Raw genomic sequence first — 12,054 nt, forward strand, 5'->3', positions numbered from 1 at the left:
GGCGGGTCCGGCTGTCCCGGCGGCTGCCCACCGCCCTGCTCATCGGGGTCCGGCTGAACGCCCGCCGCCCGCGCCGGGCCCGGCTCGGCACGCTCAACGCCCTCGTGACCACGACCACGCTCGCCGCCGCGTTCTCGAACCTGGCCCAGACCAGCCGCCCGCTGAACGTCGGCGGCGCCACCCTCGCCAACGCCCGCGACGAGCGGACCGTCCACGCGATCCTGCTCGTCCTCGGCGCCACGTGCGTCCTCGCGCTGCTCAACACGCTCGTCAGCACGTGGACCGCCGTGCTCGACACCCGGCTGCCGCTCGCCGTCGCCCGGACCCTCGGCGCGACCCCCGGCCAGGCCGCCGCGGGCCTGGTCGTGGCGCAGCTGCTGCCCGCGGTCCCGGGGGCCGTCGCCGGCGCGTTCCTCGGCGGGGAGGTGTACCTGTTCTTCGCCCCCGGCAACGCCGGCCCGGCACCAGTCGGCTGGCTGCTCGCGACCGCCGCCGGCGTCCTGGTCGCGGTCGCCGCCCTCACCGCCGGCCCCGCGCTGGCCGCGGCGCGCCACCCCGTCACCACCACCCTGCGGGCCGTGCCGGCGTGAAAGGCTGGGCCACATGAGGTACCTCATGTTGATCTACGGCAACGAGGCCCAGTGGAACAGCCTCACGCCCGACCAGCTCGCCGCGCTCATCGACGAGGTCGACGCGTTCAACGCGGCACTGGACGAGTCCGGCGAGCTGCTCGGCGCCGACGGTCTCGTGCCGCGGGCGCGCGCGGTGCGGATGGGGCAGGACGGCCCGGTCGTCACCGACGGGCCGTACCTGGAGGTCAAGGAGTTCGTGGGCTCCTACTTCGTCGTCGACGTCGACGACGACGCGCGGGCCGTCGAGATCGCGCGGTCGTATCCGGGGCTGCGCTACGGCGGCAACGTCGAGCTGTGGCCGCTGCTGTCCCGGCGGTGACCGTCGAGGAGCACCTGCGGTCCCTCGCCGCCCCGGCGCTCGGCGCGCTCACCCGCCGCTACGGCGACTTCGCCCGGTGCGAGGACGCGGTCCAGGAGGCGCTGCTCGCCGCCGCCGGGAGCTGGCCCGGCACCGGCGTCCCCGACCACCCCCTCGGCTGGCTCATCACCGCCGCGACCCGCCGCTACGTCGACCAGCTGCGCGCCGACACCGCCCGGGCACGCCGCGAACGCGCCGTCCACGACGCCCTCCCGCGCGACGCGCTCGTCGCGCCACCGCCCGACGCCGAACCGGCCCGCGACGACCTCCTCGACCTGCTGTTCCTGTGCTGTCACCCGGCCCTCGCCCCGTCGGCGCAGATCGCGCTCACCCTGCGGGCCGTCGGCGGACTCACCACGACCGAGATCGCCGCCGCGTTCCTCGTCCCGGACAAGACGATGGGCCAGCGGATCTCCCGCGCCAAGCAGCGGCTGCGGGAGGCCGGCGCGCGGTTCGACCGGCCGGCTCCGCTGCCGGTGGTGCTGCACGTGTTGTACCTCATGTTCAACGAGGGCTACACCCAGGTGCACCGCACGGACCTCACGCGCGAGGCGGTCCGGCTGGTGCGGGAGCTGCACGACCGGCGGCCCGGGTCGGCGGAGACCGCCGGGCTGCTCGCGCTGATGCTGCTCACCGAGGCCCGCCGCGCCGCCCGCACCGGCCCGGACGGCGTTCTGATCCCACTGGACGAGCAGGACCGGTCACTGTGGGACCGGGCCGCGATCGCCGAGGGCACGGCGCTGCTCACCGCCGCCCTCGCGACCGGGACGCCCGGCCCGTACCAGGTCCAGGCGGCCATCGCCGCGCTCCACGACGAGGCGCCCTCCGTCGAGGCCACCGACTGGCCGCAGATCCTCCTGCTGTACCGCACGCTCGACCGCCTGGCCCCGAACCCCGTCGCGACGCTGAACCGGGCGGTCGCCCTGGGGATGGTGCGCGGCCCGCAGGCCGGCCTCGACCTCCTGGCCGAGCTGGAGTCCGGCGCGCTGGCCGGCTACCCGCGGCTGCCGGCCGTCCGCGCGCACCTGCTGGAGCGCGCCGGCGACCGGGCCGGCGCGGCCGTCGCGTACCAGGAGGCGGCCCGCGTGGCCGGCAGCCGCCCCGAGCAACGGTTCCTGCTGCGGCGGGCCGCACACTGTAGAAACCCGGCCGCCGGCTCCGACACGAACGGCCCCGGTAGCGGGGCCACCGGAGCATCGGAGCGAGCACGATGACCAAGGTGACGGCCCAGATGTCGGTCTCACTGGACGGGTACTACGCCGGCCCGCGGTACCAGGGCGGCGGCAACGGATGGATGGACTCGGCGGAGGCGGCGGGCTTCTTCCGGATCACGCAGTGGGTGACCGAGGCGCTGGCCTGGCGCGAACGGCAGGGCCTCGCCGGCGGCGAGCAGAACGTCAGCTCCGGCATCATCGCGGAGTCGTTCGAGGCGGCCGGCGCGTACGTCATGGGCCGCCGGATGGCCGACGGCGGCGAGGACCCGTGGGGCGAGGAGCCGCCGTTCCACGCCCCGGTGTTCGTGGTGACGAACCGCCCCCGCGAGACGCTGGTCCGCAAGGGCGGCACGACCTTCACGTACGTCACCGAGGGCCTGGCGGCCGCGGTCGACCAGGCCCGCGCGGCGGCGGGCGGCCGGAACGTGGCGGTGGCGGGCGGCGGCACCCTGCTGCGCCGGGTCCTGTGGTCGGGCCTGCTGGACGAGCTGGACCTGCACGTCGCCCCGGTCGTCCTGGGCACCGGCATGCGCCTGCTCGACGGCCCACTGCCCGCCCCGATCGAGCTCACCCCGGCCCGGGTGGTGCCGACCCCGCAGGTCACGCACCTGCGCTACACGGTCAACGGCCGCTGAGCCGGACGACCGCCTGCAGCTGTCGCGGAGACCGCCCCTTCGGCGGTCTCCGCGGCACGCGTGCGCCCCGCGAGGAGTCCGAGGGCGACCCGGCGCATGGTGCGGTCAGTCCGGCACCTTTGCCGACCGGGCGGCCGGGTCGTCCGGGGCGTAGCGGGCGCTGCGCGGGGAGTCCGCGGCCCGGCGGCGCCAGGCTTCGAGGTGCTCCTCGGTGTCGATCCGGTCGAAGCGGAGCGTGCCGCTGCCCGGCTCCTCGATGAGGCCGAGGGTGCCGGGGCCGTCGCCGGGCGGGCCGAACAGCGTCACCGTCGCGCCCGGCAGCAGGGTCGCGCGCAGCGCCGCGAGGTCCGCGGTCGGCTCCACCAGCAGCCAGCGGCGGCGGGTCGCGCCCCACGACTCGAGCAGGGGCAGCGGCTCGCCGGCCGCGGACGCGCGGGTCGCCACCTCGGCCCACCAGGCGTCGTCGGCGACCGCGACCGGCCGGGCGGCGAACGGCGCGAGCGGCGCCGCGCGCAGGGACGGGCCGGTGTCCCGGCGCGGATCGGGCCTCGGCGGTACCCCCGAGGCCAGCAGCACCTCGTGCACCCGGCGGCGCACGCCGAACAGCGCCGCCACCACCAGCGCCGTGAGCGCCAGCCGCGCCACGAGGATCGGGATCATCCAGTGCAGCCGGGCGGCGAACTCGGCGGCCTCGAACACGGTCGCGCGGGGCAGTGCGACGGCGCCGGCGACGGTGGCGGCGATGCCGATCCGCCACAGGACGATCGGCGTGGTACGCAGGACCGGGCCGGGGTCCTCCCCCAGGCGGCGCAGCAGCCGGGCGGCCAGCACGAACCAGGCGCCGACGGCGACGAGGTGGCCGTAGCACAGGAACGTCTCGACCGTGCCGGTGGTCTGCCCGGCGTCGAGTCGGTCGATCGGCGGTACCGGCAGCCGGGCGAGCATCCCGAGCACCGCGACCAGGTCGGCGACGGCGCTCACGGCGAACAGGGCCAGCACGGCGAGCAGTCCCCACAGTGCCCAGTCGAGGTGCGCCCCGGCGCCGCCGGCCGCGAGGCGCAACGGCGGCCGGGCCGCGGTGGCCGTCACACCCGCCACCCGTGCACCGCGACCGCGAACCGGTCGGCGGCGGCGAGGTCGTCGGTCCGGACCGCCCACCGGTCGCCGTACACGAGCGCCTCGGGAAGACCGAACAGGCCGAGCGTGACCACGTCGACCTGCGCGTCGCGGACCCACTCGTCGCGGCGGGCGTTGTCGTCGAACGTGACGACGGTGACGTCGCGGCCGCCGACCCGGCAGGTCGCCACCTCCCGCTCGCCACCGGTGGCGTTGCCGGTGTGCACCTCGCGGCAGCCGACCTTGCCGGCCAGGTCGGCGGCGGACGGCGCCGGGGCGTCGCCGCCGAGCGCCGCCCCGGCGAACCCGGCGGCGAGCAGAACGCCGATGGCCAGCGCCTCGGTCCGTACAGAGATCACGCCGGGCACTGTAGTTACACCAGGTCCGGCGCCGGATCGCGGGGCTCGAGCGGGTCCGGTCCGCGCAGCCCGACCTGGCGCCTGCGCGGCCGCTAGCTCACCGACGGCGGTGTGCGGGTCCAGAGGGTCAGGTCGCTGCTGGTGGCGACCGCCAGGGTGCGGCCCGACGGGGAGAAGCCCGCGGCGCGCAGCTCCGAGTAGTCGGCGTCGAAGACGTGCCACCACGTCTCGCCCAGCGTGCCGCCGTAGGCGCCGGCGCCCGTCGACAGGATGACGCGGTCGTGGGGCCACTCCGGGCTGACCACGTCGACCATCCAGCCGCCCTCGGCGGTGGTGTGCAGGCCGCCGCCGAAGAGGCCGGCGATGGGGACCGGCTGCCCGGCGACCGGGCCGAGGCCCGGGCAGGTGAGGTCGGCATCGGCGGGGTAGGCCGAGTCGGCGTCCGGTTCGTGGTCCCGCGCGATCCTGGCGCCCGTCGTCGCGTCGAACAGGCCGTGGCCGTCGTGGGACACCACCATCACGACGTCCCGGCCGGCGGGGGCCTCGACGTTGGCGTCGGCGTTGGCGTCGGCGTTGGCGTCGGCGTTGGCCTCGACGGGGGCCTCAGCGGGGGCCTCAGCGAAGCCGATCCCGACCAGGCCGCCGATCGCGATGGCCCGGGCGGACACCGGCCGCCACGGCGCCGGCGGGGCCGTCACGGGCGCGGAGAGGAACCGTTCGCGCAACAGCTGCTGGTACTCCGTCAGCACTGCCGAACTCCTCGCGGGCGTCGATGATGGCATCATGACCGTCGACGGCTACCTCAGCGGACCCGGCGCATCGACCGCCGCCACGGCGCTCGCGCTGGCAAAGGTCCGCGACGCGGCGACCGTGGTGCTGTGCGAGGGTATCAGCGACCAGATCGCCCTCGAGACCGCCGCCGCGGGCCGCGGCCGTGATCTCGGCGCGGAGCGGATCGTGGTGGTGCCGATCGGCGGAGCGCACGCGATCGGGGGGTTCCTGCCGCGGCTGGGCTCCGTGGTACGCCTGGCTGCGTTGTGTGACCTCCGCGAGGCGGACCTGTTCCGCCGGGCGCTGCACGGGACCGGGCACCTGGGCCTGTTCATCTGCGTCGAGGACCTGGAGGACGAACTGCTCCGCGCCGTCGGCACCGCCGCGATGGAGGCGCTGGCCGAGTCGCAGGGCGACCTGGGCGCACTGCGGTCGCTGCGGCGCCAGCCGGCCTGGCGGGACCGCGCCCCCGAGGCGCAGGTGCGCCGGTTCCTGGCGAGCGGCTCACGCCGCAAACTGCGCTACGCCCGGCTGCTCGTCGAGGCGGCACTGCACGAGAACGCCCTGCCGCCCCCACTCGACGCACTCCTCACGGCCGTCTGATCATGAGGGTGGATGATCTCAGCGTGCATGACGCCGCTGTCGGGGACAGCATCAAGGTCTGGTTCCGCTTCGTCCCCCGGGAAGGGTGGTTGCCCCACGACCGCGAAGGTCTCTGGGCGACCGTGGTCTCGGCGGACACGGCACGCGTGGACAACATCCCGTTCCTGCAGAACGGCGTCGCGGAAGGCGACGTCGTCCGGTTCGTCGTCAACGACGACGGGACGCATTGGGCCACCGGCCTGGTCGAGGCGTCCGGCAACTGCACCGTCCGGGTGCTGCCGGTCGCGGACGGGCCGCTGGGGCCGAATGCCCGCGCCGTGCATGAGCGGTTCGCGCCGTACGGCGTCGCCGGTGAGACGTTCAGCCAGGAGTTCCCGTTCGTCGCGCTCACCATCCGGCCCGACGCCGACTTCCCGGCAATCATCGAGCTGCTGCGGTCCGGGAAGGCCGACGGGTGGTGGGCGTTCGAGTTCGGCAGCACCACCGAAGCCTGGCGAGCCGCGTGGGGACCGTGACTGCCAGATCTCCGGATCGTCTGCGCCTCGCCGGCGGGCTCGGGCGGTCGGCCTGCTGTCAGCGGCGTCACGGCGAGTCCCGAGGGGCAGCCGAGGCGACCCACTCCAGCATCACGAAGAGTTCTTGCCACCGTGGACCGTGATCGTGAAGCGTTGTGGTCGCCCTGGGTACAACAACGCTTCAGGATCATGGTCCACGGTGCCGTGGCGCAGGCCCGCAACCCGACCTCGCGACAACAACTCTTCGGCCAGCTTCGTCATGGAGGCGGCCACGTGGGCGGGCCGGCGCGTGTGTCACAAACGGGCTCGCTGGCGTGTCTCCGGAACGTACCTGCCGTCAACCGGAGCGGAGCAACCGCATGAGCCTCAACCTCGCGCTGTGGGTCGTCACCGTCCTGCTCGCCGTAGTGCTGCTGGTCAGTACCTCCAAGATGGTCGTGCCCAGGGAGCGGATGGCGGCCGTGGGCCGCGCCGCGGAGTGGGTGCTCGACTTCAGCCCCGGCGCGTTGCGGGCCATCGGCACCCTGGAGATCCTCGCCGCGGCCGGCCTGATCCTGCCCGCCGTCCTCGGCATCGCGCCGGTGCTGGTGCCCGTGACCGCCACCTGCGTGGCGCTGCTGTTCGCCGGTGCCGCGACCATGCGCCTGCGCCGGGGCGAGACCGTGACGATCGCCGCCGACCTGGTCTACCTCGCGCTGGCCGTCTTCGTCGCCTGGGGCCGGTTCGGCCCCGCGCCCCTCACCGGCTGAGCTCGGCCGACGACGACCCTCCCATGCGTGAGGTCCGCACCGCCTGCAGGGCTCGTAACGCAGAGTCGCTCACCGCTACCATGTGCACGCGTCCGGTGAAGGCCGGGAGGGTGGGCTCGCCGAGGGAAGGAGCGCGATGGCGCTGACGGACCGTGCGCAGCTGGTGGTCGCCCTCGCCCACCGCACGGCCATGCTCCGGGCGCACGGTCCGGTCGGCACCGAGCATCTGCTGCTGGCCATGACCGAGGTCGAGGACAGCGTCGCCGCGATGGTCCTCGCCGGCCTCGGCGTCTCGCTGCCCACCCTGCGCGCGGAGGTCGAGCGGCAGCTGCCCGACGGCGGTTCGCGCGTCGACCTCGGCGACGCGGTCGGCTGGGTGCTGCACCGCGCGCAGGCGCGGGCCGACGGCGAGTGGGTCGGCACCGAGCACCTCCTCACGGCGCTCGGCGAGGTGGGCGGTACCGCCGGCGAGGTCCTCGCCATCCTCGGCGCGACGCCCGACCGGGTCACGGCCGAGGCTGCGCGGCTGCTGAGCGAGTATCCGCACGGCCGCCCCGAGCCGGGTGTCGAGCCGATCGCCGAGCAGCTGATCGGCGCGCGCCGGCTCGTCGTGCCGCCCGGGCTGCCCGACTACGACGCGGCCATCACCGAGGCCCGCCGCGAGCAGGAGGCCGCCGCCGACGACCGGCGGTTCGACCTGGCGGCCCGGCTCCGCGACACCGAACAGCGGCTGCTGACCGAACGCCGGCAGCTCGTGCAGGCGTGGCTCGCCGAGGTCGACCCGGTGCTGCTCGTCACCGAGCTCGACCGGCTGTACCGCCAGGCCGACCACCTCCGCCGGCCCTGACCGCGGCAATCGTCTGACGTATGGTTGGCCGCATGACGCAGGACGTTCGGCAAGGGGATCTGGTCGAGGACTTCGAGCTGCTCGACGAGACCGGCAGCCCACGCCGGCTGTCGGAGCTGCTCGGTAACGGGCCCGTGGTGCTGTTCTTCTACCCGGCCGCGCTCACCCGCGGGTGCACCGCCGAGAGCTGCCACTTCCGGGACCTCGCCGCCGAGTTCACCGAGGTCGGCGCGCAGCGGGTCGGGATCAGCCGGGACAGTGTCGAGAAGCAGCGGGAGTTCTCCGAGCTGCACAAGTTCGACTACCCGCTGCTGTCCGACCCCGACGGTGCCGTGGCGGACCGGTTCGGGGTGCGGCGGCGGCTGCCGCTGGGGCCGCTGAGCATGAAGCGGATGACGTTCGTCATCGGCACCGACCGGCGGGTCATCGCGGTCGTCCACAGCGAGCTGTCCATGAACGAGCACGCCGACCAGGCGCTGCGGGTGCTGCGGGAGCACACCCGGCAGGGCTGAGGCGTCACTGCACCAGCAGCAGCGCCGGCCAGGTCACCGGGCCGGGGTTGGCATGGTCGTGCAGGGCCAGGGCCACGCCCGCGTCGCCGTACAGCAACGAGGCGTCGCCCGGGCGCCACGTGTCGTGGATCGCGGCCGCCGCGGCGTCGGCGAGTGCCGGCAGGCCGGCGCTGAGCGCGGTCCGCAGCACGCCGGCGTACCCGCAGCAGAGCATCGCGTCGCGGACGCCCCACCGTTCGGGCGGCGTGGCCGCGATCGCGCTGAGGGAATCGGTGCCGGCGCGGGTCAGGGCCGGGTCGGCCAGGGCGTTCCCGGCCAGCTGCACGGCCCGGGCGATGCCGGCGGTACCGACGCACCACTGGTGCCGCGGCTCGGCGGGCCAGGCGGCCAGCCGGGCCGCGGCGGCATGGAGGGCCTCGCCCTGCCCGGGCACGGCCACACCGGCGTCGAGCGCGATCGCAAGCAGCGCCACGGGACCCGCCAGCCCGTGCGCCATCCCGGGACGGGCGATCCCGGGCCCCAGCCGGCCGGTCAGCGCGCGCAGCGCCGCCTCGAGGCCGGGCCCGGCGCGTTCGTAGCCGAGGTCGCGGGCCAGCAGCAGCAACCGGCCCAGCCCGGCCAGGCCGGCGATCGCGTCGAACTCCACCGCGGCCCGGGCCTGCCGCGCGAGCCAGGCGACGCCCGGCGCCACGATCCGCTCCAGCCGCGGATCCTCCACCGTGCTCCGCACGATGAGCGCCGCGGCGAGCGTCCCCGCCGTGCCCTCGAACAGGTTGCTGCGCGGTCCCGGCAGCGCGGCCTGAGCGGCCAGGACGTGACCGACCGCCGCCTCGCCGTCCGACAGCCGCGCCGCCAGGATCGCCCGCGCCGGCGCGGCGGAGTCGCGCACCGGAAAAGCCGGAAAAGACACCGGAAGGGACGGAACAGACAGCGTCATGCGGTGCGCTCCGCGTACTGGCGCTGCTGGGCCGCGTACATCCGGGCGAACCGCCCGCCCCGGGCCATCAGCTCGTCGTGCGTGCCCGACTCAGCCACGGCGCCCGCATCGAGGACGTAGATGCGGTCGGCGTACCGGACCGAGCCGAGCCGGTGCGTGATGAGCACGACCATCCGCCCGTCGCGGGCCAGGTCCATGAGCCGGGTGAAGCTCTCGATCTCCGCCTCCGGGTCGAGCGCCGCGGTCGGCTCGTCGCAGATGAGCACCGGCGCGGCCCGGAAATGGGCGCGGGCCAGGGCGAGGCGCTGCCACTGGCCGCCGGACAGGTCGGTACCGCCCTGGAAGTCGCGGGCCAGCAGCGTCTCCCAGCCCTCGGGCAGCCCGGCGACCAGTTCGCCGGCGCCGGCGAACGACCCGGCGCGGTCCAGGCGGCCCTCGTCGGCGGAGGCGGACGGGCGGCCGAGGGTGACGTTCTGGCGCGCGGTGAACGGCCACCGCGGGAAGTCCTGGGCGATCCACGCGACCTGCGCGAACACGTCGTGCCGGTCGGCGCCGTCCCAGGTGACCGTGCCGCGGGACGGGCGGTGCAGGCCGGCGACGATCCGGGCCAGGGTGCTCTTGCCGCTGCCGTTGACGCCGACCAGGGCGATCACCTCGCCGCGGCGCAGGGTCAGGTCGACGCCGGTGAGGGCCGGCTGGTCGCTGCCCGGGTACGTGAAGTGGACGTCGCGCAGCTCGATCCGCGCCGGTGCCGGACCGGCCGGCCCGCCGGGGGCGATGGCGTGTTCGGTCACCCGCCGTACTGTCCGCTGATAGTCGGCGACGAAGAGCCCGTGCGTGTAGAGGCCGTTGCCCTGCAGCAGGACCGTCGTCAGCAGGCCGGTCACCTTCGTGACGGCGAAGATCGACGTGCCGGCGGTGGACGGGTCCATCCGGCCGGTCAGCAGCAGCCAGCCCAGGGCGGCGAACGCGAGGACGGTCGCGAGGCCGCCGGCGGCGTCGGCGAGCAGCCCGGCGCCGGCCTCGGCGCGGGCCAGCCGGGCCCGCTCGGCCTCCAGGGCGGCGGCGAGCCGGCGGTAGTGGCCGAGGAGGACGTCGGCGAGGCCGTGGACGCGGAGCTCCTCGGCGGCTGCGCCCCGCTCCACGAGGACGTCGGCGAGGACCTGCTTCTGCCGGTTGCCGTTCAGCGACCGGACCGCGGACGCGTGCCCCCACCGGGCCACGCTCATCGCCCGCCAGGCCTGCGGCACGACGGCCAGCAGCAGCAAGGGCAGCAGCAGCGGGTGCAGCGCCCCGGCGACCCCGGCGACGGCGACGACCCCGGCGAGCGAGCCGGCCGCGGACAGGACGGTCGACGTGAGCTGCTCGGTCGCGCGGACGCCGAGCTTGGCCCCGGCGAGGGAGCGGTGGAACGCCCCGTCGTCGACGACGGCGAGCTCGGCCCGGGCCACGCCCTCGAGGAGCCGCTGCTCGGCGAGCCGCTGGACGCGCGGCGCGAGCCGTCCCCCGGCGGCGGTCGCGACCGCCTCGGCGAGGGCGCCGGCGGCGGCGAGCGCGGCGACGACGAGCAGGGCGGGGACTGCGGCGGCGACCCGGCCGGGCGGGTCGCCCGGTGCGAGCAGGGCGGTGAGCGCCGCGTTGACGGCGAGCAGCCCGGCCGCGCCGGCGGCCGCCCTGACCAGGTGCGCGACCCCGGCGGTGAGGAGGGCGGCCCGGTCGGCGGCCCAGGCGATGCCGAGCGTGAACCGGGTCAGCCCGGGCACGGTCCGCAGCGTGGCCAGGAACCCGGTCTCGGCGGCGGCCGACACGTGGGTCGCCCAGGCCCCGTTCATCCGGATACCGGAGCCGAACAACGGATCACTCATCGAAACACTCCTGTCCGGAGAAAGGGGCCCGGGGCGGCCGGAAAGGCCGCCCCGGACAACCCGATCAGCACCAGTAGCTGTACGGGTTGGTGCTCTCGCACGGCGCGCTCGGGTCCGTCAGGGCGCTGTTGCACGTGGTCCTCGTGCGGGTGTTGACGGACTCGTTGCAGATGACGTCGAGGCCGAGGCGCTCGCGGGGCTGGGTCTCGGGCAGCATCTGCAGCACGGCGATGTCGGACATGTGCGGGTTCCCTTCGTGGGTTCTTCGGCTGCCGCCGCCCGGTCGGGCGGGGCATGTCTCGGAGGTGGTCACGACCACCAGGGGTGCGCGCCGCCGTACCGCAGGCGCAGCAGGAAGTCCAGGACGCCGGCCGGGCCGTAGCCGTAGTCGAAGCCCAGCTCCGGCTCGCAGGTCAGGACAAGACCGTCGCGGACCTGGCGGCGGGCGTGCAGCACCGCGGCGACCTCGCCGGCCCGGTCGCGGTGCAGCGCGTCACCGGTGTGCTCGGCCAGGTCGAGCAGGAACTGCCCGACGCCGGCCAGCCCGCAGCACGCGCCGGCGGTGGAGCTCCACAGGTCGCGCAGGCACGCGTCGGCGCACCGCAGCGCGAGGTCGCGCACGTGCCCGGCGCCGGTCGCGGCCCAGAGCCGGATCAGGAACGTGCCGATGCCGGCCGCGCCGCTGCACCAGTGACCGGCGGACCCGACGTCGCCGCCGAGCCGCAGCGGCCAGGCGACCCGGGCGCGGTCGTCCCGCACCGCCCGCACCAGGGTCTCCCCGGCGGCGACGGCGGCGTCGAGGAACCGCTGACCGTCGGGCAGGTGCAGTCCGGCGAGCAGCAGGAACGTCCCGGCGCCGGCGACGCCGTGGGCGAAGCCGTGCGAGGCGTGCCCGGCGAGCTTCGAGTCGGCGTCCGCGGCGGTCGGCCAGTGCCGGGGCC

General features: G+C 75.6%; 16 protein-coding genes. 9 read left to right on the forward strand and 7 right to left on the reverse strand.

Translation table 11 applies throughout. From position 1 onward, the window contains the following. From ABZS66_RS56895 to ABZS66_RS56910, 4 genes are all read left to right on the forward strand, one after another. On the forward strand, positions 1-590 hold a 590-nt coding region (locus ABZS66_RS56895; RefSeq protein ID WP_354772561.1), incomplete at its 5' end, for an FtsX-like permease family protein. A gap of 13 nt (positions 591-603) precedes the next feature. Further along, a complete protein-coding gene (locus ABZS66_RS56900) occupies positions 604-951 on the forward strand; it encodes a YciI family protein (RefSeq protein WP_354772563.1) in 348 nt (115 codons plus the stop codon). Continuing rightward, complete coding sequence (locus tag ABZS66_RS56905) at positions 927-2,204, forward strand: DUF6596 domain-containing protein (protein ID WP_354772565.1); 1,278 nt, start codon at positions 927-929, stop codon at positions 2,202-2,204. The genes ABZS66_RS56900 and ABZS66_RS56905 overlap by 25 nt, the downstream gene beginning before the upstream one ends. Next, complete coding sequence (locus tag ABZS66_RS56910; protein ID WP_354772567.1) at positions 2,201-2,839, forward strand: dihydrofolate reductase family protein; 639 nt, start codon at positions 2,201-2,203, stop codon at positions 2,837-2,839. Before ABZS66_RS56905 ends, ABZS66_RS56910 begins: the two co-directional genes overlap by 4 nt. 105 nt (positions 2,840-2,944) lie before the next feature. On the opposite strand, the gene ABZS66_RS56915 is transcribed toward ABZS66_RS56910, so the two are convergent. From ABZS66_RS56915 to ABZS66_RS56925, 3 genes are all read right to left on the reverse strand, one after another. Further along, complete coding sequence (locus tag ABZS66_RS56915) at positions 2,945-3,928, reverse strand: hypothetical protein (protein WP_354772569.1); 984 nt, start codon at positions 3,926-3,928, stop codon at positions 2,945-2,947. Further along, on the reverse strand, positions 3,925-4,314 hold the full coding sequence (locus tag ABZS66_RS56920) for a hypothetical protein (RefSeq protein ID WP_354772571.1): 390 nt from the start codon (positions 4,312-4,314) through the stop codon (positions 3,925-3,927). Before ABZS66_RS56920 ends, ABZS66_RS56915 begins: the two co-directional genes overlap by 4 nt. Positions 4,315-4,406: 92 nt before the next feature. Then, positions 4,407-5,063 (reverse strand): hypothetical protein, encoded by a 657-nt coding sequence (locus tag ABZS66_RS56925; protein ID WP_354772573.1) that lies wholly within the window; start codon positions 5,061-5,063, stop codon positions 4,407-4,409. A 34-nt stretch (positions 5,064-5,097) separates the two neighbouring features. Between ABZS66_RS56925 and ABZS66_RS56930 the strand changes: the two genes are divergently transcribed. The 5 genes from ABZS66_RS56930 to ABZS66_RS56950 all read left to right on the forward strand — a co-directional run bounded on the left by ABZS66_RS56930 (position 5,098) and on the right by ABZS66_RS56950 (position 8,311). After that, positions 5,098-5,688 (forward strand): TOPRIM nucleotidyl transferase/hydrolase domain-containing protein, encoded by a 591-nt coding sequence (locus ABZS66_RS56930; protein ID WP_354772575.1) that lies wholly within the window; start codon positions 5,098-5,100, stop codon positions 5,686-5,688. Positions 5,689-5,711: 23 nt separating this feature from the next. Continuing rightward, a complete protein-coding gene (locus ABZS66_RS56935) occupies positions 5,712-6,203 on the forward strand; it encodes a DUF4265 domain-containing protein (RefSeq protein WP_354772577.1) in 492 nt (163 codons plus the stop codon). 359 nt (positions 6,204-6,562) lie between these two features. Continuing rightward, positions 6,563-6,952: a DoxX family protein gene (locus tag ABZS66_RS56940; RefSeq protein ID WP_354772579.1), complete on the forward strand. Its 390-nt coding sequence runs from the start codon at positions 6,563-6,565 to the stop codon at positions 6,950-6,952. Between the two features lie 136 nt (positions 6,953-7,088). Continuing rightward, positions 7,089-7,799 (forward strand): Clp protease N-terminal domain-containing protein, encoded by a 711-nt coding sequence (locus ABZS66_RS56945; RefSeq protein ID WP_354772581.1) that lies wholly within the window; start codon positions 7,089-7,091, stop codon positions 7,797-7,799. A gap of 32 nt (positions 7,800-7,831) precedes the next feature. Next, a complete protein-coding gene (locus ABZS66_RS56950) occupies positions 7,832-8,311 on the forward strand; it encodes a peroxiredoxin (protein ID WP_354772583.1) in 480 nt (159 codons plus the stop codon). A gap of 4 nt (positions 8,312-8,315) precedes the next feature. Here the strand turns inward: ABZS66_RS56950 and ABZS66_RS56955 are convergent, their stop codons facing one another. From ABZS66_RS56955 to ABZS66_RS56970, 4 genes are all read right to left on the reverse strand, one after another. Beyond that, a complete protein-coding gene (locus ABZS66_RS56955) occupies positions 8,316-9,200 on the reverse strand; it encodes a lanthionine synthetase LanC family protein (protein ID WP_354772585.1) in 885 nt (294 codons plus the stop codon). Between the two features lie 44 nt (positions 9,201-9,244). Beyond that, complete coding sequence (locus ABZS66_RS56960; RefSeq protein ID WP_354772587.1) at positions 9,245-11,113, reverse strand: ABC transporter ATP-binding protein; 1,869 nt, start codon at positions 11,111-11,113, stop codon at positions 9,245-9,247. A gap of 64 nt (positions 11,114-11,177) precedes the next feature. Further along, positions 11,178-11,354, reverse strand: coding sequence for a hypothetical protein (locus ABZS66_RS56965; protein WP_238010399.1), 177 nt, complete (start codon positions 11,352-11,354; stop codon positions 11,178-11,180). Positions 11,355-11,422: 68 nt separating this feature from the next. Continuing rightward, positions 11,423-12,054: lanthionine synthetase LanC family protein (locus ABZS66_RS56970; RefSeq protein WP_354772589.1), on the reverse strand; the 632-nt coding region annotated here is incomplete at its 5' end.

The organism is Dactylosporangium sp. NPDC005572 (assembly GCF_040605515.1).
GTDB lineage: Bacteria > Actinomycetota > Actinomycetes > Mycobacteriales > Micromonosporaceae > Dactylosporangium.

Bases quoted from the DNA above. Each gene is read 5' to 3' on its own strand.
- ABZS66_RS56940 (WP_354772579.1), top strand. From the start codon at position 6,563: ATGAGCCTCAACCTCGCGCTGTGGGTCGTCACCGTCCTGCTCGCCGTA.
- ABZS66_RS56945 (WP_354772581.1), top strand. From the start codon at position 7,089: ATGGCGCTGACGGACCGTGCGCAGCTGGTGGTCGCCCTCGCCCACCGC.
- ABZS66_RS56960 (WP_354772587.1), bottom strand. From the start codon at position 11,113: ATGAGTGATCCGTTGTTCGGCTCCGGTATCCGGATGAACGGGGCCTGG.
- ABZS66_RS56910 (WP_354772567.1), top strand. From the start codon at position 2,201: ATGACCAAGGTGACGGCCCAGATGTCGGTCTCACTGGACGGGTACTAC.
- ABZS66_RS56965 (WP_238010399.1), bottom strand. From the start codon at position 11,354: ATGTCCGACATCGCCGTGCTGCAGATGCTGCCCGAGACCCAGCCCCGC.
- ABZS66_RS56950 (WP_354772583.1), top strand. From the start codon at position 7,832: ATGACGCAGGACGTTCGGCAAGGGGATCTGGTCGAGGACTTCGAGCTG.
- ABZS66_RS56900 (WP_354772563.1), top strand. From the start codon at position 604: ATGAGGTACCTCATGTTGATCTACGGCAACGAGGCCCAGTGGAACAGC.
- ABZS66_RS56930 (WP_354772575.1), top strand. From the start codon at position 5,098: ATGACCGTCGACGGCTACCTCAGCGGACCCGGCGCATCGACCGCCGCC.